Genomic DNA, 19,105 nt, shown 5'->3' with positions numbered 1-19,105 from the left:
ATCGTATTGATAGCATTTATACCTTTTTATCCTCACTCCTGCTTACTTAATAATAGGAGATCGGTTACTTTATTACTGATAATCCCATCCCAGTCTAAACCGATTGCCTCGAGCAATTGTTCTAGGCCACTCCTAATATTCTCTATGTACTTATCAGGGTCTATTTCGGACAGCCTAGCCAATTGAATGGGTTTAACACCGTCTCTTGATTTAACTTTCACATAGGCAATAATATCGTTCTCGCCTACGTGGATACCGTAATTCCTGAGCTGTATAGCTGCTTTCACATGTGGAGGCGTGTTCTTCTTGTATTCTTCAATTTTCTTTGTCAAACCCGTTCTGATAACTAATTGATCAAGCGTTATCTCTCTTCTCTTTAAATCCATATACTTCTGCTTGATCTCTGTTTTCAACCATTCTTCGAAATCCTTTAGTTCCCCAGGGGATGTAATAACCCTCATCCTCTCTACTATTTCTTCGAAGAAGTTCTTGAGGAAGTCCGGCGTATTCTTCTTCTTAGCGATCAAACCCTTGATTTCAATGCTTCCATCCGAAGATCTTCCCAGATAGTTCTTCTTTAAACCGGTGAATACTATGTATGTGAAAACCTTGTCTAGTTCTATTTCCAAGCCTAGATTAGTGCTGACCCACTCCTGTAATTTAGCCAGCTGTTCTTGGGTAGGGTTCCATAAGAATATTGAGTCTGTATCTCCGTACAGTATTTTAACTCCTAATTCTGAAGCTTTGCTAAGGATATTGAAGAAAGACCTCCTACCCAGCGCTGTAACGCTTTCAGCCATTGCCGGCGAGTACAGCGGAAAAGCCTCGTCTCCGAATACACCGTAGCTAGCGTTGATAAACACTTTTATAGCACGCTGGACGATATCGTACCATGCTAGCATCTCGGGTTGCAGGCTTTTGTCTTTAGCTCTCTTCTTATAGATATTCACTCTGAAGTCTCTGAGAATACCTACTATAATAGACATTAAACCGGGTTTGTCAATACACACGCTATGGATTTTCCTCCCGGTCTCATCCTCGATCCAGACCTTATTCTTACACCAGTCTACGTCGACTGTTTCAAAACTTAAATTGTATTTCTTTATAATGCTCGGGTACAGCGATGCTATATCTAGGACTACTATGTTAAAGAAGACTCCTACAGGAGGCTCTATTACGAGTGCTCCAGCATATTTCTTTCCTTCAATAGTTGCTTTAGAATATGTACCTTTAGATATCTTCTGAATATCCTCTTTGTTCACAATCAGGTAATTCCTCCTCCTCGATTCCCAGAAGACTAGGTTCTGGATCCAGTTTGAAATCCTCCTCCTGCAGATATCTTCGATATTAGTCCTCGAAATCCTTGCCATTAAAACCATTAGCTTCCAAACCATTTCGTTACCGAACTGCGTGAGTTGGAGAGTGATATCGGCATCCCTATAGTTGTAAGCTATCAGTACTGAAAGAGGCTTCTCGCCTAAATTACCTTCGAAAGAGATCTTAGATATTCCTAGTAGTGCCGTAGATATAGCGTCTAGATTCTCCTCCTGGTATTTGCCCCCGAAAGCATAGTTCTTTATAGCATTATTAGAGAAAAACTTGTAAAGGTCGATATGAATAGATGTTTCCAGTTTTGCAATAACCTCTTTAGATCCCTCCTCCGACTTGATGATCTTTATCGGGATCCTGTGTCTACCTATACCAAGCTTTAAACTCCTCGTGTAAAGATAGTATAGGTCGAAATTATCACCGTTGAAAGTAATAACAACAGGATACTGCGATATTATTCTATACGCTTCCAGGATCATATCGATCTCGCTGTCGAATATTTCTACCTCCGCATCCGATGGATAGTCTTCTGTTGGTTCTCCGAAACTCACCTCCCTAGCTAGTAGCAAGACCTTCTTTAAGCCGTCGCTTCCCTTGAAAGAAATCGATATAACAGGTAGGTCTGCGTGTCTCGGAGAGGGTACTTTGCCTTTGGCTGGTGTATAGACCTCGATATCTAAAGCTAGTCTTTTAGGAAGCGGGGGCATTTCCTCGAAGTAGTCGAGAAAATTCATCGCTGTCTGATACGTCTCGCTATCCATATTCTCAAACATTCTCTGAGCTAATTCTATGACCCGTTTGTCAATAGCCGGTCTCAATGTAATAAGGGTTCGAGCACCATTAGATACCGAGACTTTGACTCTCATACCGGGTACAAGCATGTTATCGTATATGTAATTGTTATGGTATTTGATCTTCGCCTCCCACACGTTCTTGAATAAAGCCCTGAATTTCTTAACGGCTAAAGGATCTTTTGTGACAATCTTTGTTAACTTCTGCCTAGCCATGGTCAGCGGGTTAATTTTTACGACTTCTTCTACTCTCTCGAATCTAGGATCCTCTGTTAACTCCTTCTTACTAAGCACTTCATCCACGGGTTCGTCTGTTAAAAAATAGGGTCTGTGGTCTGTGGGATCAGGGAGTTTCAATATTCTAGAGCCGTCGTTTGAAAGCATTATTAATAATGCTTTACCGATGTCGCCGTCATATTCTACTCCTAGAAGATATAGTGGTTCCTCTACCGAGTTTACAACCCTATCATAGTCGAGTGTGTAAACGTCCCCTATCTTACTATATTTCATTTTCAAACACCCTTCTTCTCCCTCAGCCTGAGAATAGCCTCGGCGATATCGCCCCTGGTCTCGATCAGTATTCTCTTAGCCTCGTCTTTTGAAACACCAGTCTGGGACGCGACGAATTCTATATCTTCATCACTTATCTTAATAGCTTCTTCCCGAACAGCCCTCTGGGAGACACCTGTTTTTTCAGATTCTTTATCCTCCCTAGCTAATTCAAGCCCTTCTTCTCTAAATACACCAGTGACTTGTAGAATACTCTGGTCTTTGGATTTAATCATTAGTACAGCAGGATTCTCTACTACAATCTTTTTATCCCGCATATAAACCTCTACTCTAGTAACATTATCTAATTCAACTACATCTAAACCAAGCCTCTTCAAAGCTCTCTTTAATTCACGTGGGCTAAAACCCGGTATCATGTAAACACCAGTGTCCCTAAATTTTATAAAGTATTCAACTTATTTAAGTAGGAGAGCTTTTCACGAAGGTGATTGATGGTCTGCAATGCCGTTAATGAAAGTACTTGGTGGAGGAAGGGAAGTAGGTAGGGTCGCACTACTATTTGAAGACAAAGGTAAATTTCTACTAGATTACGGTGTTAATTTCGACGAGAAAGATAGGCCGCAACTACCTCTGCATGTAAGACCTTCGGAATTAGATTTTATAGCGGTATCCCACGCACACCTAGACCATATCGGGGCAGCTCCTCTAATGTACATTACTGGTAAACCTAGGATCATACTGACAAAACCTACTCTAGAAATCTCTAACCTGCTGATACAGGATTTTCTCAAACTGAATTCAACGCTTGTAGATTACGAGTATAGCGAGTTTGTTAAGATGAGTGAACAGGCTATTTTCACCGATTACGGGAAAGAGGTAGATATCGATGGTTATAAGATAGTGTTTATGAATGCCGGACACATACTCGGCAGCTCCTCGATATTTATTGAAACACCCTCAGGCCATAAATTATTGTATACAGGGGATATCAACAATATTCAAACATGGACTCTAAGCGGGGCCGAGCTATGGCCTGTTAGAATAGATACTCTTATAATAGAATCGACATACGGTTCCAGGAACCACCCTCCGAGGTATAAGGTTGAGAAGAGATTCATATCTGTCGTAGAAGAAGTATTGTCAAGCGGCGGCACGGTCTTGATACCTGCTTTCAGCGTCGGGAGGAGCCAGGAGGTTCTCACAATACTGGCTAACGAACTCCCCTACGCCGATATATACGTTGATGGAATGGCTAGGGAAGTGTGCGGTATATACCTTAGGTACCAGAAGTACCTGAGAGACCCTAGCGTATACAAGAGAGCTGTCGAGAGAGCTATATTCGTAAGAGGGGTTAGGGAGAGAAAGAAGGCTTTGAAAGAACCGAGTATTATTATCGCTACGGCAGGAATGCTTAAAGGAGGCCCTAGCCTATGGTACTTGAAGAAACTCTACGATAATCCGAAAAACGCTGTCCTACTCGTAAGCTACCAAGCCCCGAATAGCCCGGGCCATCTACTCCTCGAGAAAGGAGGTATCGACGATACCGAGATACCATTTGTGAAAGCCAGAGTAGAATGGTTCGATTTCTCGAGCCATGCCGGTAGAGACGGTCTTATAGAGATAGCCAAGATGTATTCGCAAAGCCTCCGGAATATAGTTATAATCCATGGTGATAGCGAGTCTGCTACAAGCCTTGGCAAAGCCATAAGAGATTTACTCGGAAACGATATAAACATTATAATACCATCGAATAGCGACGTAGTCAATATTGATTAGCTACTAGGGTTTCCGCATCTACTAGGATATATATTCCTCTAGACCACTTCCTAGCATAGCCCATTTCTTCAAGCCTGGCTAATACACGGCTGGCAGATAAAGCGTTTGTACATAGCTTTCTCGAAACATCCCTTACGCTTACAAACCTCCTACCTGACGAAATCATATCCCTATATAAATCTATTACATCTACCTGGATTTTCATCCTAGTCCTCATTCCAAGACCCTGCTATACAGAACCGGTTTGAATCCGGGACTCTTAGGTAAAACTAATAATAGAGTTCCTTCGATCGTTGGTTAAGTATAAAACCCGCCCGTCTATTATTAAAAATATAGGCCGGGGTAGCTCAGCCTGGTAGAGCGCCGGGCTGTTAACCTTGCTACAGCCATAGCCTGGTGGAAACCCGGTGGTCCGGGGTTCGAGTCCCCGCCCCGGCGTTAGCCTGATTTAGCAAAAAAGAGTCCTGTAGGATAGTAAATAAAGCGAACAGTCGGTTACGGTCCTAGAAAGTCTTCCGGCTTAGGAGGCTCTGGTTTCAGCCCTTTCCTCTCTCTGATCTTCGCTATTAGATCCATTAGCATACTGTCCGGTATCGGAGCCCACCTGCTAAACTCCTGGCCCCAGATCGCTTTACCGGCTGTAGCGCTTCTCAATTCTTCGGCTATCGTGAAAGATTCTGCTACAGGTATCTCGGCTATTATCCTCGAAAGGTTACCTAGCTGCTGGACTTCTATAAGCCTCCCTCTCTTCTTTGTTATAATAGTTGATATATTGCCTATGAATTCCATCGGCGTCCTGATGTCGAGTTTCATAATAGGCTCTAGCAAGGTTGGCTTCGATGTCAGCATGCCAGCATATATAGCGTTTCTTACAGCAGGATATAGCTGAGCCGGGCCTCTGTGAGCAGGGTCTTCGTGTATAATAGCATCGTGCAGTATAACCTTGACACCTCTAACAGGCTCCATTGCCAGAGGGCCTTCTCTCATAGCCAGCCTGAATCCTTGTATAATAGTGTCTCTGACATCCCTAAGGTATTGTACTCCAGTAGTCATATCGACAAAGACATTGATATTATCGTCGATAGCCCATATCCTCCTCGCTTCATCAGTATCCCAGCCAGCCTGTTCTCTAAGTATTTTAGCCCTATCTCTCGGATCCATGTCCTCGGTCACTATCTTGTCCTGGATTAGTTTAATCGTTGTCTCATCTAGTGGAGCGACACTTATATACAGTTTATTGTGTTTGTTAGGAGATTTGCCCTCGAAGATCTTGCTACTCGTTCTAATACTCTCTCTATAGACTATTACAGGCGGTGTAGCTACTACGTCGAGCCCGTAGAGGTCTTTCAATAGTGTTAAAGCAATCTCGATGTGGAGGGTTCCAACACCGCTCAGCAGGAATTCTCCTGTCTCCTCATTTATCTTCACTAACAGACTCGGGTCTTCTATACTAAGCTTATGTAATGCATCGATTAATTTAGTCAGCTGCGACGGGTCTTTCGGCTCTATAGCTACTGTAACAACCGACTCTGTTATCATCCTAAGCTTCTCGAAGGGGCTCATAAAGTCTTTGACAGCTAGCGAACACACTGTCTCACCAGACCTTGCTTTATCTATTCCTAGGACTGCCGCGATATTGCCAGCACTGATCTCGTCTGCTAGCTCCCTATACGGGCCCATGTAGAGTCCTACCTGTAACACCCTCTGTTTCATCCTAGCATTTACAAGCCATACCTCGTCTCCAGCCCTTATAGTACCAGAGTAGACTCTACCGGTTGCAACCAACCCTGCGTGAGGGTCTACTCTAACATCGTTTACTAGCATGACCAGGGGGCCGTTAGGGTCTGCTTCCATCATTGCTTTAGCGATCTCGCTATTAAGATCCCCATGCCATATCTTCGTAATCCTGTATCTCTGGGCTTCTCTCGGGTTGGGTACGTGTTTTACCACCATATCTAGTATGGCTTCGTGGAGCGGGGCTAATTTCTGGAGCTCGGGTAGCGCGTCCTTACCCCTCTGGTAGATATCTATTACATCGCTGAATTTGATACCCTTCTGCTGAGCCATCGGGACTGAGAAGCCCCATCTATCCCTAGCACTGCCGAAAACCACCTGTCCTTTAGCAGGGTCTAGCTGCCAAGCACTCCTGAATTCTTTATCCGCGTAGGAAGCTATGAGGCTGTTAATGTCTTTAATTATCTGGATCAGCCTCTGCTGTATCTCGGAGGGCGATAGCTTTAGCTCTTTGATCAGCCTATCGATTTTGTTTATGAATAATACCGGCCTAACCATTTCCTCTAAGGCTACCCTGAGATACATCTCGGTCTGAGTCATAACCCCTTCGACAGCATCAACTACCACTATTGCTCCGTCGATAACTCTCAGAGCCCTAATAGTCTTAGACTGGAAGTCTACGTGGCCAGGCGTATCGATTAGGTTTATGACGTAGGGTTTCCCTTTGTACTCGTGGTATAGGCTTACATTCGCTGCTTTAACCGTCATCTGCCTCTTCTGCTCTATATCCAAGTAGTCTAGAGCTAGCGCCTGTCCCGCTATTTTCTCCGAGAGGAGTCCAGCCATTGCTAGCAACGAATCCGACAGCGTTGTCTTACCGTGGTCGACGTGTGCTGTTATACCTATATTCCTAACCTGCTCCAGGTTCTTCATTATTTTCAAGACTTCGCTCGTCTGCTTATACTTGACCATATCCAAGCACCTTCTCCACTAACCATGAACCTAAAAGACCACATGTTTACAGGGGGTTAAAATCTAGTTTTCAAACAGGTTCTCTAACATATTTCTTGATCAAGGCTTCAAACTCTTTCCTACCCACGTTGATAGAGTCTCTAACAAGTTTTTCAACATCTATACCAACACCTCTCCCCCTAACCCCTACATCAATCACTATGCTAAGCCTGTTCTGGTCCTTCTCGATTTTTACTAGTACATCGCCTTCGAGAAGTCCGAAGGATTTTTCATCAATATACTTTCTAACAACTTCCTCGATTTTGACAGCAATATTCTCGATTTCTTCTTCCTTTATCTCTCCGAGTTCTAGGCCGAGGACTTTAACCTTGTTTTTGGGCTGTGAGGCCATATTTGCTTAGAGCCTCCTTGATACGTGCCTCGAGGTCAGAGAGTTGTTTTGTCAAGACTTCTAACTGCTTCCTGTATTTGTCTCTCTTAATAACTAGTAGCTCTTTCCTCTCCTGGAGCTCTTTAACTACTTCTTCTTTCGTCTTCCTTACCAGGACTTGCCCGACAAGCTTGTATACCTCGGCATTCTCCTGCAGGCTCTGTAGGTTTTCCAACACGTTATCTATTTCAGAAAGCTCTGCTTCCACCAGCTTGAGCTCTGAATCTACTTTAACAAAACTATCTCTCATCGCCTGATACTGAGCAAGCAATTGTTGCACTTCCGGGGGTAGCCTCTGAGCGCTCAACTTTCTATCGCCACCTTCAACTCGATTAACATAGCGATAGTACTTAAAATACTATTAGCTATAGCTCTTAAAAGCCCTATCCTATCACATGACAGGGTTATTTGCAAAACACCTTGTAGAATCTTAATTTCGGCTTTGCAGGCTCCGGGTATACTCTCTATCTCTGGCTGAAGGGATTGGATTATAGAATTAAGCGTCTTCTCATCTACCCCAGATATCTTGATCTCTATGCTACCTCCCATACACTCTAAACCCTCCTATTTTCATAAGTGGGCCTACAACCGCTCCACGTCTATCAATGATTTTTAATATTAAAACTGGGCCATTCTCCTCTAGAACTATTCTGTAACTAAAATTTTCTCGTATAAACTTACCTAGGAGATTCATCAGTATACCGCTGAACTCTAAACATTTCTCGCTATAGCACTTGGAGTAATCTACCCCATTATAACCATTTATAGGGTAGGTAAGCCTGCTACCGCCTTCTCTCGAGAGCCTTACACCTCTTAGGCGAATACTCACATAGTCTTCTACCTTGATCCCTCCGTCTCCGGCTAAACCAACTTTCATAACACGTATTATAGAGGGGTTGCCCCTCCGGTTCTCAACTAGGATAATGTATTTCGCGTTATTGAGAAAAGCTAGAGAAGCTAGTTCGCTAATAGTCTTCTTCCCCCTAGTAACCTTAACTGAACCCGGTAGGATTAGAGCTAGGTCTTTGAGAAAAGACCTTAGCCTCTGGCTAGGCCTTCTCGAAGACGATATTAAAAACAACTCAAGCTACTCTCTTACTACAACCTTAGGGAAGTATTTGCTCAGCTCTGTCCTGCTATAGTATGCTCCGCCGGCCCACCTAGCACCGCATTTCCTACACTCCCAGAGCCCTACGGAAACCCTTACCACATACCCTTTATAACCGCAGAAGGGGCATTGCTGTGGCGAATACCTTTTTATTAGAATATCTCTGACCTTTTTCCTTATAGTTGCACCATACCTAGCCCCGTATCTCCCAGCAGGCCCGACAATCCTCGTCCTACCCATCCCCAATACCCCGTCTAGCGTTATTTCATATACTCTTGTGGATTGTTAATAATACTCCTTATTAAGTTTATAATCTGCCCTCCTTTCTTTAAAGCTACTTCTATTGCTGTATCAAGGGTTTTAAACGATATACTCTGCGACCCCCTCTTCTGGATCCCTACTATCCTCCCTTTTTCGTCAACAGATATTGTTAGATAAGTGTTTATCACGCTTTCTTCTTCTAGCGAGGGATCAACTATTATTATATTGTCTAGGATGCCCATTGTAACAGTCGCTACCAGCAGGTTTACTGGGATAGGGTTTTCCCTAGTGTTTCTAACGATCTTGAATCCTTCAGGCGATACCTCTAGCTTAGGGAGTTTTGCTGTTGCTAGAGCGATCATAGATGCTATCATCCCGGCATCTAGGATATTGCCGTCATGGTCTATAACATATATATCATTGTAGATCACCCACGCGGTTCTCCCCGGCTGGATCACAAGCTTCGATAAATCAATCGCCTTAGGCTCTCTAAGACTCCTATCGATAACCCTAGCTACTTCTATAGCATCCTCGTTAGGAGGCCCTGGCTCGAAGGAAGGCGATGCTAGCGGTACGAATTCTGCGTGAACCTGTAGAACGCCTTCGTCGGGTCTATCTTCGAAAGGCGAGCCTATCTCGGTCTTTACACCTGCTATAATCTGTGTTCCACCGAGCCTTACTAGAGCGCTTCCTTCCGCTTTCTCGATAAGACCTATCCGAACACTTATATCTCTGTAATCTAGCAGACCCCTGTTATCTATCCTCTCTCCTCTCTTAAGTAGTTTCAGTATCGTCTCTGCTTTCAACTTAGGTAGTATGGGTTCTCTCGATGGGGTTATAGACATAAAGGCACCTCACGATTCAAGCGTTGAAAGATACTTCATGTGGAGTGTTTCCTTCATTTGAGCATATATTTTCTCAGCGCCTTTCTTAGCTAGCTCGATCGCTTTCTTGAATTCGTCAGGGGTTAGAACTCCGTTCAGCTGGAGAAGCACTATCTCGTCTACCCCCGCAGCGTATCCGAAAGGCATATCAGCCTCACCATACTCGTCCTCTAGCTCGTTTATATCTAGGACGAGAACCCCGTCGACTTTGCCAACCGCTACACCTGCTACGAGGTCTCTCATAGGTATGCCTGCGTCCGCTAGGGCGAGGGATGCAGCCGTCAAACCAGCTGTCCGCGTCCCGCCATCAGCTTGTAGAACTTCGATGAATACGTCTATACTAGCCCTCGGGAATTGGTCTACGAATATCACTGATTCCAAGGCTTCTCTTATAACCTTAGATAATTCTATTTCACGCCTGGAAGGTGCTGGCGATTTGTGTTCTTCAGTAGAGAAAGGAGCCATATGGTATCTTACTCTTAAAACCGCTCTATCCGGTAGCTGGACAGCCTTAGGCAATGCCTCGCGTGGACCATAGACAGCGGCTATAACTTTTGTCTTACCGTATTCGACCAGAGCTGAACCATTCGCGTTCTTCAAAACACCTACCTCCATTCTTACAGGCCTTAATTCGTCAGGCTTCCTACCGTCTATCCTCACCCCTTCATTTGTTATCAGTTTTGGTTTTTCAACCATGATCCCTACCCTGCTAACTTCTTCTCAAGGAATAACCTTATCTCTTCAGTTAACCCTCTCACATGGGGTTTTTCCTCAATTATTTTTATAGCCTGTGTTAAAACCTCCCCTCTGTATTCATCAGGGCACTTAGCCCATATAAACCCGTTTTGGGCGACAGTTATTTCGCAACCCGTTTTAGATGTCAGTAGGTTATACATGCTCCCTTTTTTGCCTATAACCCTCGGGACCCTGCTCGGTTTAATCTCAATAATGAATCCCTCGATTATTTTGCCCAGGCCTTTACCTCTTATCGTTAATAGAGGATCCCTAGTCCTATCGAAAGCCACTATTTTCGCTAGGATCATATCGCCAACGTCTAGGTAAGCTCTTAGGTCGTGGTATATGGGGTTGAAATTATCTATTACGTCATTGCCGTTTAAAACCGCCCTATAAGGGCTACGTATATCGATAGTCCATGACGTAATACCTACATCTTCGACTACTCCTATTACGACATCTTCTTTCTTAGGGTAGTATACCGTATTAAACGGGATAACAGTTATATCGTTATCGCTAATCGAGGCTACGCCATATGCGTCCGAATAGATTCTATTATTTGCGATATATACGTGTTTCTCGGGGATCCTCTTAAAACCCTGGATATTGTCCTCTGCTATCTCAGCGAGTACATCTCCTGGTCTAACAATCTGTCTGTCAGCGACAAATATTTTTAATTTCATCTCGATCAACCGATACTAACTATTTTGATCTGGGCACTACCCCTTGTTAAATTATTCACTTTATCTATAAATTCTTGTTGCATTCCAGCAGGTATTTCAAGCTCCATTATGAGACTCCCATCGTTCATCCACGTTGTTTTCTTAACCTCACCCATCTGGGCGAGTTGCCTGTTGATTCTACCAGCGTATTCAGGAGGGATCCTAACGCTTACATAAGCCTTCGCGATCTTTATCGGGATTACTTTCGAGATCTTTGAAATAATTTCTTCGAGCTGGGACTCTGCAGGTTTAAACGGGTCTATGGAAACCCTAGCTTGCTCGAGAGCTAGCTCGATCCTTTTCTGTGGTATTGGTAGCTTGGTCTTAGGGTCTATGGCGTTCCTTGCGATAAGAGTTATAATCTGCTTTTTCCTCTCCTCAATAAACCTCCTCCTTTGCTCGGCTGTTAACTGAATCTCCCCTCGTTTAACGATCTCCAGAGCTATCTGCCTAACATCATCTGTTTTAAAAACCTCTCTCAGACTCTCAGGAGAGGCCTTTAAACCCTTTTTAGCATCCTTGTATACAAAATCCCCAACTAGTAGTTCATCTATGTTAACATTCTTGCCTTCTTTAACCTTCATAGCTAAATCAGGGTTCACAAGCACTTCAAACCTATGGCCTTTCTCCTCTAGCCTAGCAATAACGTATTTATCTGTCAAAGAGACCGCCCTTCATTCCATGTCTAATAGAGAAATATATTCAAAATAAAGTATTATATCTCCTCTCTAACACTTGTTGAAGACTTCTCTCAACCGCTTAAATGAGCTTATAGAAGGGTTCTGAAGGTCTGTGTATCTCTAGCGTGTTCTACTGTTGTAATCAACACCATGTAGAGAAGAATTACCCGGCTGAAAACACTACCTGATCCTATATTATTTATAATTTGATTTTCCCTTCATCAGCAAGTTCTTTCAAGACGGAATCTATCTCATTCCTACTCATTATCTTAAACCTCTTAGTCTCTCTATCGGCGTAACCCGCTTCGATAAGCTCGCTCGACGGTTTGCCTTCGATTATACTCGCAATAGCTAGAATACCTAGTTTAACAGTGTCTTTCAAATCCATTTCGTACTTATAGTTTTTCTCTAGGAATTCTGTAACCTGGTTTGCCTTCTCACCTATTGCTACAGCATAGTAGCTTAGATACCTCCCACTAGGCTCGGTCATATATAGCTGCGTACCGTTTTCGTCGACTCCTGCGAATATAACAGCGACCCCGAAGGGTCTCACACCAGCGTGCTGGGTGTAAGCCTGTTTCACATCAGAGACTTTCTTAGCCACATACTCGATTGGTACAGGCTCGTCGTAGTAGAACCTGTGTATTAGAGATACCTGTCTAGCATAATCGATCAACACCCTCCCATCACTAGCTATACCGGCGAAACTAGCACCGATGTGGTCGTCTATTTTAAATATTTTCTGTACCATATTGTCGTCTATTAAGGGGGCTATTTTCTTCTTTTCAACGACAACCATTGCAGCGCTTCTAGTTTTTAAGCCTATAGTTGTCCAGCCTCTTCTCACAGATTCGAAAGCATACTCGACCTGGTATATCCTCCCATCAGGTGAGAATATTGTTATAGCCCTATCATACGCTGCTGCTGAAATCCCGAAACTCATATCGGACACCGCTTGATTTAATCATAGAAGCAAGGGCTTAATATTTGTTAGCGGTCCCGACATCTTTTGCCTGTTTCGTTTACTCGAAGAGATAGGCTGAATATGATGCGGGGGGTGGGATTTGAACCCACGCAGGCCTATGCCAGCGGATCTTAAGTCCGCCCCCTTTGGCCTGGCTCGGGCACCCCCGCTCAATTATGCAATTTCTAGACAACGGGTTTTAAGCTTGAGTAATGTCAGAACGTCGCGAGTTCTTCACCATTCGCACTGGAGCGGCTTCATCATCTGTAAAATATTCAATTTTAGAACAAGCTATTTAAGTTAACATACTAGTTGCAGAAGCAGCCAGGTATCTAACCAAGTTTTTTCTTAGCGGATTTAAACGTTCCAGATACCCCTACGGGAACTAGTTTGAGACCCCGGCTACTAGCCCATACGAGTGAGGCTAGGAGCTCTAGTTTGTAAACACCGTTGAATCTAATTATTGCTTTACTCTCGCCTGGGTCGAAGAATACGACTTCAGGGTCTATTTTAGCTAGATAGATAATCCCGAAATACTTTCTCACACCTTCTCTTACGATATCTTCTAATTCTTTGGGGCTATTAATCGATGTCCTGGGGTAGTATAGCAGGGATAGGTATCTCTTCCTATATTTTCTAATTATTTTCCTAGCGAAGACCCTCCGGAGATATTTCCTGGTAACGCTTGTAGCAGTAATATAGAGGGCTACAAGGGCAAGGGTTGCCAACGAAAGTACCAGCGAGATTAAGGATAGGGCTAGCGATAGATCCAAGTCATACACCTAGTTTCACAACGAGCTTATAAGGGTTCGCTGATATCATGTATTCGGCTGTATCGTAAGGTATGCTGAGCAAGGCAGATAAGTAGCTTGAGACTACCTTAGGATGCTGTATTTCGAGGATACTACGGGAGCCGCTCGACACTACCACCTGCGTCTTCTTGAGTATTATTAACCTAAGCCTCTTAACGAATCCTGCTAGGGATTCTTCGGGGAGATTGATAATACTTGAAAAAGGTATTTCAACAGGCTTGTTATAATATTTCATAATCGAAGCCTGTTTCTTATCGAATACATCCATATTCTCCGGAGTCATAACAATAGAATCCACCCTCCTATCGTGGGCTACCCAGCGGGCGACCTCGATACTAAAGGGGACAACGCTTACAATAGCCCGCTCTTTCTTAACACCTGCCAGCTTCTTCCTAGCCTCCTCTACCGTTGACACTGGTAGGACTATCTTCCGTAATACTCTTATCCTCCCATTGCCGAATTCTTCTTTCAATCCTTCAGAAGCAAGTATTCTATAGCCTAGCCTAGAAGCTTCCTGGAAAAAGACTGGGTCTGGTGTTTTAATCCATAGGTCTATGTACAATTGCGGCTCCTCCATATAATTCGTTCAAGCAGGTTTCCCTATTCAACCACTTATTAGCTGTTTCAGGAAGGATTCTATACTACCTGGTTTCGCCACGCCTCTGAAGTACACGACTACTTTCACTACGTCGTCGGAATCGTTTAATACAAATCTCTCGGATAAAAGCATTTGCTTATCTAGTCTTAGGAAAAATCTCTTAGCTCTTCTGTCAACCCTCAGATCCATTGATGCTAGTAAGAGTGATTTATCAGATTTATCGAGCCTGCTCAACAAGTAGTTTAAAACCACAGGAGCCTTATCCCGTACCTCGAGTTTTAAAACCCTTATTATATTCCCGTAAAAACCTTCGAGACTCTCTTCCTCTATCTTCACGCTACCCCTTAATTCCTCCGGGAGCGCGTTTAAAAGAGCTGTCTTAACCCTACCGCAATCTTCTGTAGCATGACAGTGAGTTGAAAACTCTATCCCGGCTACTTCTACGCCTCTCCTTCTCTCTTCTCCGCCTCTCTCCAAGGCTCTCTTGCTCCTCTACTAGCTTCATGCCTCTTCTTTAACTCCCTCTCCTTCTGCTTCTTCTTCCACTTGTACTTATGAGTACCTTTCAAGCCCCTGCTCTTCCTAAGCCCTCTCATCTTTTTGCCCGCGCTCGTCAAACCTCTGAAAACCCTGCCCCTGTTCTGTGGTTCGCAAATCCAGTTGATATCAGGGTCGTTGCATATCGAAGGATGGTGGGGGTCTACTAGTATGACCTCGTACCATTTATAGCGCCCGTCTTCGCCTACATAGTAACTATTCAATACTTCTAGCCCTGGATACTTCCTGGCAGCCCTCTCTTCCGCTATAAGCCTCAGGCTTTTAGCAGGCGCGTAACCGTAGACACCCATCCTCTTAGGTCTACGGCCGCTATCCGGCCTCGGCTTCCTCAACCCGCCTTTCCTAACCCTTACTCTTACCACGATGAAACCTACCTTAGCCTTATAACCGAGCTCCCTAGCCCTGTTAAGTCTCGTCGGTTTCTCGATCCTTACTACAGCAGGCTCCCTCCTCCATTTTATTAAACGCTCTCTTAAGATATCTCTCATCACTCCTTCGTAAGGTCTCTTCCACAGCATCGCAATATAATGGTACATGCTCTTAGCCATCGGCTACACCATGTTAAGCCATTCACTTTAACATCTAAAAGAGTATTTAAAACTTATAGCAAGCTATTGTCAAGATGCTTTAAAGCATTTCCTAAGAATTAGGATTCTTTTGTAGTGAATGTTATGCCTCCTCCTGAGAAACTAATAGGTATCGTTGGAAAAACAAATGTGGGTAAGTCAACGCTGTTCTCAGCGATCACTATGATCCCGGTTAAAATATCGAACCATCCTTTTACAACAATCGAACCTAACATAGGTATCGGCTACGTGAGGATAAAGTGTGCGCACGTAGACCTGGGCTTGCCTTCGTGCAATCCTAGAACCGGGTATTGCTTGAACGGTAACCGTTTCGTACCTGTTAAATTAATAGATGTAGCAGGCCTAATACCAGGGGCAAGCCAGGGCAGGGGGCTGGGTAATAAATTCATGGACGACCTTAGGCAAGCAGATGTACTAATACATGTAGTAGACGCGTCAGGCTCTACAGACCCCGAGGGAAGGCCTGTCAGACCCGGAACCTACGATCCTGTTGAAGAAGCCATGGTTATACAGAACGAGATCGATGAATGGTTCTGGAACGTGGTTAAGAGATTATGGGAGTCGAAGATCCAGAAGGGTCTACTAAGTGTTACAGACCAGGTGGATTACCTAGCGAGGAACCTGTCCGGGATATCGGTTACAAAACACCATGTTATCAAGGCTCTTAGAGAAGCCGGGCTTGAAAATAAAAATTTAAAGAACTGGAGTCTAGACGATCTAAGAATCTTTAGCAAGGCTCTGAGGAGAGTTAGTAAGCCGATCATAATAGCAGCGAATAAAGCAGATATTCCTGAAGCATACGAGAATATTAAAAGGCTTAAAGAAGTCTTCGGGGAGGAACTCGTTGTCCCGGTTAGCAGCCTAGCCGAGCTAGTTCTGAAAAAGCTTGTCAGCGAAAACGCTATAAGGTATATCCCAGGCGACCCGGATTTCGAGATAGTAGACGACAAGAAGTTCTCTCCTAGGGATTTGAAAGCACTAGAGATTATCAGAAAAGATGTCCTCAGAAAATACGGGGGAACAGGCGTCCAAATCCTTTTGAATAAGGCTGTATTCGACATCCTACAACTGATCCCTGTCTACCCTGTCGAAGATATTAACAAGTATACTGACCACAGCGGTAACATATTGCCCGATGTATACCTGGTTCCGAAAGGTACTACCGCGAGAGAGCTAGCCTATATGATCCACACAGAGCTCGGGGAGAGCTTCCTCTACGCGGTTAACGCGTTAACTAAAGAGAGGGTGGGGGAAGACTATATCCTACGGCCCGGGGATATTATTAGAGTCGTCGCGGCCAAGGCTAGGAGATGATTAGGGTTTTAACCTCCTTAGACTCCTCCAGTATGCCTGGGCTGTTTTATAATAGTAATCGTCGACCTTCTTCTCTCCGAAATAGGATAAGCCGTGTTTTTCAATAAGCTCCTTGATATGCTCGCCTTCTTCAGCACTCAGCTCTCCATGCTTGACCAAGTATTCTACAACTTCGATAGCTTCTCTCTCGTCCCTACACCTCTTCAGGTAGTCATATACATTCGGGAGGTAGCCTCTCCACGGGTCGGAGAAGCCTTTGTCTACAGGTAGAGAAACCCCTGAATCCTCGTCGAGTAGCTCACGGGCTAGATTAGGATACTTCCTCCTGAATTCGTCGATGCTCATCCTCAACTCTTATCACATCAGTTAGAATTTTCGTCTCACTCTTTATTATCGTTTTCGGTGGGACATCTTCTCTAACTACAGCCCCGGGGTATATCCATGAGTAAGAGCCTATTTTAACACCCGGCATGATTGAAACATTAACACCTGTCCTAACCCAAGCCCCTATAACACTACCCATCTTCTTTCTACCTGTATCAACAACCTGCCCTTTCACTTTCATCTTAACATTTTTCTCATCGAATCTCAAATTAGCAGTTATAGTTCCAGCACCTAGGTTGACTTCCTCGCATATAATGCTATCGCCGATATACGCTAGATGGCTTGCGTGGACGTTCTCGAATAACACGCTTTCTTTCACTTCAACCGAGAATCCTATAACAGACCCGTCGCAGATAACCGAGTAAGGCCTTATACGGGCTGAGGGGCCGATCCTAACATTCCTACCTATATACACCGGGCCCTCTATGTAGGTGAATGCTTTGATAGTACTACCTTTACCTATGTAAACGTCACCCCTGATATATACTGGCTCCTCCACCTCTCCTTCTATAACCACGCCTCTAATAGATGAGAGAGCCATTTTATTGGCTTCGATCACATGCCACGGGTATCCTACATCGATCCAGCTACCTCTAGGAGCTCTAACAACCCTAACACCTGATGAGGCAGCGATCTTGCTAACTATATCTGTGAGCTCGTATTCTCCTCTCGGACTCAATTCGATCCTCTTATTCGCCAGGATGTCGCTAACACGTAGCTTGTAGACTCCCGCATTTACAATCCCTGAACGAATTCCTTCAGGCTTCTCTATGATCTTTACAAGAAGGTCTCCTTCCACTATTAACACACCGTATTTCCACGGCTCATCGACCTCAACCCCCAGAATGCTATTACCATCTACCGTAGCTACCTTCCTGATCAGGCCCGGGTCTACCAAATAGATGTCGCCGTATATGATTAGAACATCCTCTCCCGGGGCTAAGCCTTCAACCCCTTTTAAAACAGCATCGCCTGTACCTAGCTGATTCTCCTGGTATACGATTCTAACCGGGATCCTAGTTTTAAGGCTTTTAACAAACTCGATAACTTTCTCTTTCATCTCGCCAACAATTATAATAACCTCGTCTATTACCTCAGGTAACTGTTCTAACCATTCTAACTGCCATGCTAGAATAGGCTTGCACAAAACAGGTATCAGAGGTTTCGGCCTAGTTTCCGTGATTGGTTTAAGCCTCTCGCCTTTACCAGCTGCCAAGATTATTGCTTTCAAACCAGGTCACAGTATATGGATGATACTAAGAGCACGGTTAAAACTAACTACCTCTTTTTCAAACCGCCTGCTGCTGGATAGGTGATATAACCTTGGCCGGCTGGGGGCCGTTCGGGCCTGGAACCATTAACAGTTTACTCTTATATACTTCTACCCTACGGACAGGGTAGATCTTCCTAGCCCTCTCAGCTATCTCTGCTGAAATCTTCCCCTGGAGCATCTCGTTTATTAATTCGTCTAGAGTAAGCTGTGAGGCTTTCTCCATTATGTAATCCCTCATAATCTTTCTAATAGCTCTCTTCTGACTAGTATTACACCTGAAGCTAGTTAGAGTCACTAGTGTTAAACGTAGTACGTAGCCGTCTTTCGTTGTTACATCAAATATCCCCTGGATTTTCGAGCTCTTCCTCCTAATCAAGCTACGCATATAGTCTCTTGCTAGCTCATGTCCTTTAAACCTTGTTACAGCGTTTTCTCCTTCAACATTTATTATCTGGAAATACAGCTTTACATGGACCTGGGAGATATCCCCTGTTAGATCATACATTGTTGTCTCAATAACTCTGCCTATGAGCTTTAATGGGTCGTCGGCTGGGGTGGTAGCTAGTACTATATTCCCGAATAAAGAGGGGGCTATAACATTATACCATTTCTTTAGTTTCCACTTGTCTTTTACTACGCCCTTCCTAGCTGACATACTAACCCTACCTAACCTAAGCTAATTT

23 protein-coding genes and 2 tRNA genes are annotated in these 19,105 nt (G+C 44.1%); 3 read left to right on the top strand and 22 right to left on the bottom strand.

Going from position 1 to position 19,105, the window contains the following annotated elements:
- Positions 1-32: 32 nt before the first annotated feature.
- Entirely contained in the window at positions 33-2,630 is a 2,598-nt protein-coding gene (locus ACSU1N_RS03460) for a DNA-directed DNA polymerase I (protein WP_440060210.1), read from the bottom strand.
- Positions 2,631-2,632: 2 nt separating this feature from the next.
- A complete protein-coding gene (locus tag ACSU1N_RS03455) occupies positions 2,633-3,046 on the bottom strand; it encodes a nascent polypeptide-associated complex protein (protein WP_440060209.1) in 414 nt (137 codons plus the stop codon).
- 85 nt (positions 3,047-3,131) lie between these two features.
- On the opposite strand from ACSU1N_RS03455, the gene ACSU1N_RS03450 reads away from it, so the two are divergent.
- Positions 3,132-4,406, top strand: coding sequence for an MBL fold metallo-hydrolase (locus ACSU1N_RS03450; protein WP_440060208.1), 1,275 nt, complete (start codon positions 3,132-3,134; stop codon positions 4,404-4,406).
- Here ACSU1N_RS03450 and ACSU1N_RS03445 read toward each other — a convergent pair.
- Positions 4,393-4,623, bottom strand: a complete 231-nt coding sequence (locus ACSU1N_RS03445) for a hypothetical protein (RefSeq protein WP_440060207.1) — start codon at positions 4,621-4,623, stop codon at positions 4,393-4,395. The two genes, ACSU1N_RS03450 and ACSU1N_RS03445, sit on opposite strands and share 14 nt — an antisense overlap.
- Before the next feature lie 119 nt (positions 4,624-4,742).
- Between ACSU1N_RS03445 and ACSU1N_RS03440 the strand changes: the two genes are divergently transcribed.
- Positions 4,743-4,844: transfer RNA gene (locus ACSU1N_RS03440), tRNA-Asn, on the top strand.
- Between the two features lie 57 nt (positions 4,845-4,901).
- On the opposite strand, the gene ACSU1N_RS03435 is transcribed toward ACSU1N_RS03440, so the two are convergent.
- From ACSU1N_RS03435 to ACSU1N_RS03360, 16 genes are all read right to left on the bottom strand, one after another.
- On the bottom strand, positions 4,902-7,112 hold the full coding sequence (locus ACSU1N_RS03435; RefSeq protein WP_440060206.1) for an elongation factor EF-2: 2,211 nt from the start codon (positions 7,110-7,112) through the stop codon (positions 4,902-4,904).
- Between the two features lie 70 nt (positions 7,113-7,182).
- A complete protein-coding gene (locus tag ACSU1N_RS03430) occupies positions 7,183-7,503 on the bottom strand; it encodes a hypothetical protein (RefSeq protein WP_440060205.1) in 321 nt (106 codons plus the stop codon).
- Positions 7,475-7,849 (bottom strand): prefoldin subunit beta, encoded by a 375-nt coding sequence (locus tag ACSU1N_RS03425; protein ID WP_440060204.1) that lies wholly within the window; start codon positions 7,847-7,849, stop codon positions 7,475-7,477. Before ACSU1N_RS03425 ends, ACSU1N_RS03430 begins: the two co-directional genes overlap by 29 nt.
- Positions 7,846-8,091: a KEOPS complex subunit Pcc1 gene (locus ACSU1N_RS03420; protein ID WP_440060203.1), complete on the bottom strand. Its 246-nt coding sequence runs from the start codon at positions 8,089-8,091 to the stop codon at positions 7,846-7,848. Before ACSU1N_RS03420 ends, ACSU1N_RS03425 begins: the two co-directional genes overlap by 4 nt.
- Complete coding sequence (locus tag ACSU1N_RS03415; RefSeq protein WP_440060202.1) at positions 8,081-8,623, bottom strand: Brix domain-containing protein; 543 nt, start codon at positions 8,621-8,623, stop codon at positions 8,081-8,083. The genes ACSU1N_RS03420 and ACSU1N_RS03415 overlap by 11 nt, the downstream gene beginning before the upstream one ends.
- Before the next feature lie 6 nt (positions 8,624-8,629).
- Entirely contained in the window at positions 8,630-8,890 is a 261-nt protein-coding gene (locus ACSU1N_RS03410) for a 50S ribosomal protein L37ae (RefSeq protein ID WP_440060201.1), read from the bottom strand.
- A gap of 20 nt (positions 8,891-8,910) precedes the next feature.
- A complete protein-coding gene (gene rrp42 / locus ACSU1N_RS03405; RefSeq protein ID WP_440060200.1) occupies positions 8,911-9,756 on the bottom strand; it encodes an exosome complex protein Rrp42 in 846 nt (281 codons plus the stop codon).
- A 9-nt stretch (positions 9,757-9,765) separates the two neighbouring features.
- A complete protein-coding gene (rrp41, locus tag ACSU1N_RS03400; protein WP_440060199.1) occupies positions 9,766-10,491 on the bottom strand; it encodes an exosome complex exonuclease Rrp41 in 726 nt (241 codons plus the stop codon).
- A gap of 5 nt (positions 10,492-10,496) precedes the next feature.
- Complete coding sequence (gene rrp4 / locus ACSU1N_RS03395; RefSeq protein WP_440060270.1) at positions 10,497-11,213, bottom strand: exosome complex RNA-binding protein Rrp4; 717 nt, start codon at positions 11,211-11,213, stop codon at positions 10,497-10,499.
- Between the two features lie 5 nt (positions 11,214-11,218).
- Positions 11,219-11,914 carry a ribosome assembly factor SBDS gene (locus tag ACSU1N_RS03390; RefSeq protein ID WP_440060198.1) on the bottom strand — a complete coding sequence of 232 codons (696 nt, stop codon included), beginning with the start codon at positions 11,912-11,914 and terminating at the stop codon, positions 11,219-11,221.
- A gap of 217 nt (positions 11,915-12,131) precedes the next feature.
- On the bottom strand, positions 12,132-12,875 hold the full coding sequence (gene psmA / locus ACSU1N_RS03385) for an archaeal proteasome endopeptidase complex subunit alpha (protein ID WP_440060197.1): 744 nt from the start codon (positions 12,873-12,875) through the stop codon (positions 12,132-12,134).
- 106 nt (positions 12,876-12,981) lie between these two features.
- Positions 12,982-13,066 (bottom strand) — tRNA-Leu (locus ACSU1N_RS03380).
- 162 nt (positions 13,067-13,228) lie between these two features.
- The gene (locus tag ACSU1N_RS03375) at positions 13,229-13,669 is read right to left on the bottom strand and encodes an Rpp14/Pop5 family protein (RefSeq protein ID WP_440060196.1); all 441 of its coding nucleotides are present in this window, start codon (positions 13,667-13,669) and stop codon (positions 13,229-13,231) included.
- A gap of 1 nt (position 13,670) precedes the next feature.
- A complete protein-coding gene (locus ACSU1N_RS03370) occupies positions 13,671-14,285 on the bottom strand; it encodes an RNase P subunit p30 family protein (RefSeq protein WP_440060195.1) in 615 nt (204 codons plus the stop codon).
- A gap of 27 nt (positions 14,286-14,312) precedes the next feature.
- A complete protein-coding gene (locus ACSU1N_RS03365; protein WP_440060194.1) occupies positions 14,313-14,783 on the bottom strand; it encodes an RNA-binding domain-containing protein in 471 nt (156 codons plus the stop codon).
- Positions 14,747-15,412, bottom strand: a complete 666-nt coding sequence (locus ACSU1N_RS03360) for a 50S ribosomal protein L15e (RefSeq protein WP_440060193.1) — start codon at positions 15,410-15,412, stop codon at positions 14,747-14,749. Before ACSU1N_RS03360 ends, ACSU1N_RS03365 begins: the two co-directional genes overlap by 37 nt.
- A 123-nt stretch (positions 15,413-15,535) precedes the next feature.
- On the opposite strand from ACSU1N_RS03360, the gene ACSU1N_RS03355 reads away from it, so the two are divergent.
- Positions 15,536-16,765: a redox-regulated ATPase YchF gene (locus ACSU1N_RS03355; protein WP_440060269.1), complete on the top strand. Its 1,230-nt coding sequence runs from the start codon at positions 15,536-15,538 to the stop codon at positions 16,763-16,765.
- Here ACSU1N_RS03355 and ACSU1N_RS03350 read toward each other — a convergent pair whose 3' ends face one another.
- The 3 genes from ACSU1N_RS03350 to ACSU1N_RS03340 are packed head-to-tail and all read right to left on the bottom strand — an operon-like array spanning position 16,766 to position 19,077.
- Complete coding sequence (locus ACSU1N_RS03350; RefSeq protein WP_440060192.1) at positions 16,766-17,110, bottom strand: DUF2095 family protein; 345 nt, start codon at positions 17,108-17,110, stop codon at positions 16,766-16,768.
- Positions 17,076-18,380: a bifunctional sugar-1-phosphate nucleotidylyltransferase/acetyltransferase gene (gene glmU, locus ACSU1N_RS03345; protein WP_440060191.1), complete on the bottom strand. Its 1,305-nt coding sequence runs from the start codon at positions 18,378-18,380 to the stop codon at positions 17,076-17,078. Before glmU ends, ACSU1N_RS03350 begins: the two co-directional genes overlap by 35 nt.
- Before the next feature lie 58 nt (positions 18,381-18,438).
- Positions 18,439-19,077, bottom strand: a complete 639-nt coding sequence (locus ACSU1N_RS03340) for a 30S ribosomal protein S3ae (RefSeq protein WP_440060190.1) — start codon at positions 19,075-19,077, stop codon at positions 18,439-18,441.
- Positions 19,078-19,105 lie beyond the last annotated feature (28 nt).

The organism is Thermogladius sp. 4427co (assembly GCF_051933805.1).
In the GTDB taxonomy this organism is placed as follows: Archaea; Thermoproteota; Thermoprotei_A; order Sulfolobales; family Desulfurococcaceae; genus Thermogladius.
Note: the sequence above shows the minus strand (reverse complement) of the source record. Positions and strands in the feature narration are given on the sequence as shown.

Bases quoted from the DNA above. Each gene is read 5' to 3' on its own strand.
- ACSU1N_RS03360 (WP_440060193.1), bottom strand. From the start codon at position 15,412: ATGGCTAAGAGCATGTACCATTATATTGCGATGCTGTGGAAGAGACCT.
- ACSU1N_RS03420 (WP_440060203.1), bottom strand. From the start codon at position 8,091: ATGGGAGGTAGCATAGAGATCAAGATATCTGGGGTAGATGAGAAGACG.
- ACSU1N_RS03350 (WP_440060192.1), bottom strand. From the start codon at position 17,110: ATGAGCATCGACGAATTCAGGAGGAAGTATCCTAATCTAGCCCGTGAG.
- rrp4 (WP_440060270.1), bottom strand. From the start codon at position 11,213: ATGAAATTAAAAATATTTGTCGCTGACAGACAGATTGTTAGACCAGGA.
- ACSU1N_RS03410 (WP_440060201.1), bottom strand. From the start codon at position 8,890: ATGGGTAGGACGAGGATTGTCGGGCCTGCTGGGAGATACGGGGCTAGG.
- rrp42 (WP_440060200.1), bottom strand. From the start codon at position 9,756: ATGTCTATAACCCCATCGAGAGAACCCATACTACCTAAGTTGAAAGCA.
- ACSU1N_RS03355 (WP_440060269.1), top strand. From the start codon at position 15,536: ATGCCTCCTCCTGAGAAACTAATAGGTATCGTTGGAAAAACAAATGTG.
- psmA (WP_440060197.1), bottom strand. From the start codon at position 12,875: ATGAGTTTCGGGATTTCAGCAGCAGCGTATGATAGGGCTATAACAATA.
- ACSU1N_RS03445 (WP_440060207.1), bottom strand. From the start codon at position 4,623: ATGAGGACTAGGATGAAAATCCAGGTAGATGTAATAGATTTATATAGG.
- ACSU1N_RS03435 (WP_440060206.1), bottom strand. From the start codon at position 7,112: ATGGTCAAGTATAAGCAGACGAGCGAAGTCTTGAAAATAATGAAGAAC.
- rrp41 (WP_440060199.1), bottom strand. From the start codon at position 10,491: ATGGTTGAAAAACCAAAACTGATAACAAATGAAGGGGTGAGGATAGAC.
- ACSU1N_RS03340 (WP_440060190.1), bottom strand. From the start codon at position 19,077: ATGTCAGCTAGGAAGGGCGTAGTAAAAGACAAGTGGAAACTAAAGAAA.
- ACSU1N_RS03430 (WP_440060205.1), bottom strand. From the start codon at position 7,503: ATGGCCTCACAGCCCAAAAACAAGGTTAAAGTCCTCGGCCTAGAACTC.
- ACSU1N_RS03460 (WP_440060210.1), bottom strand. From the start codon at position 2,630: ATGAAATATAGTAAGATAGGGGACGTTTACACACTCGACTATGATAGG.
- ACSU1N_RS03450 (WP_440060208.1), top strand. From the start codon at position 3,132: ATGCCGTTAATGAAAGTACTTGGTGGAGGAAGGGAAGTAGGTAGGGTC.
- ACSU1N_RS03370 (WP_440060195.1), bottom strand. From the start codon at position 14,285: ATGGAGGAGCCGCAATTGTACATAGACCTATGGATTAAAACACCAGAC.
- ACSU1N_RS03455 (WP_440060209.1), bottom strand. From the start codon at position 3,046: ATGATACCGGGTTTTAGCCCACGTGAATTAAAGAGAGCTTTGAAGAGG.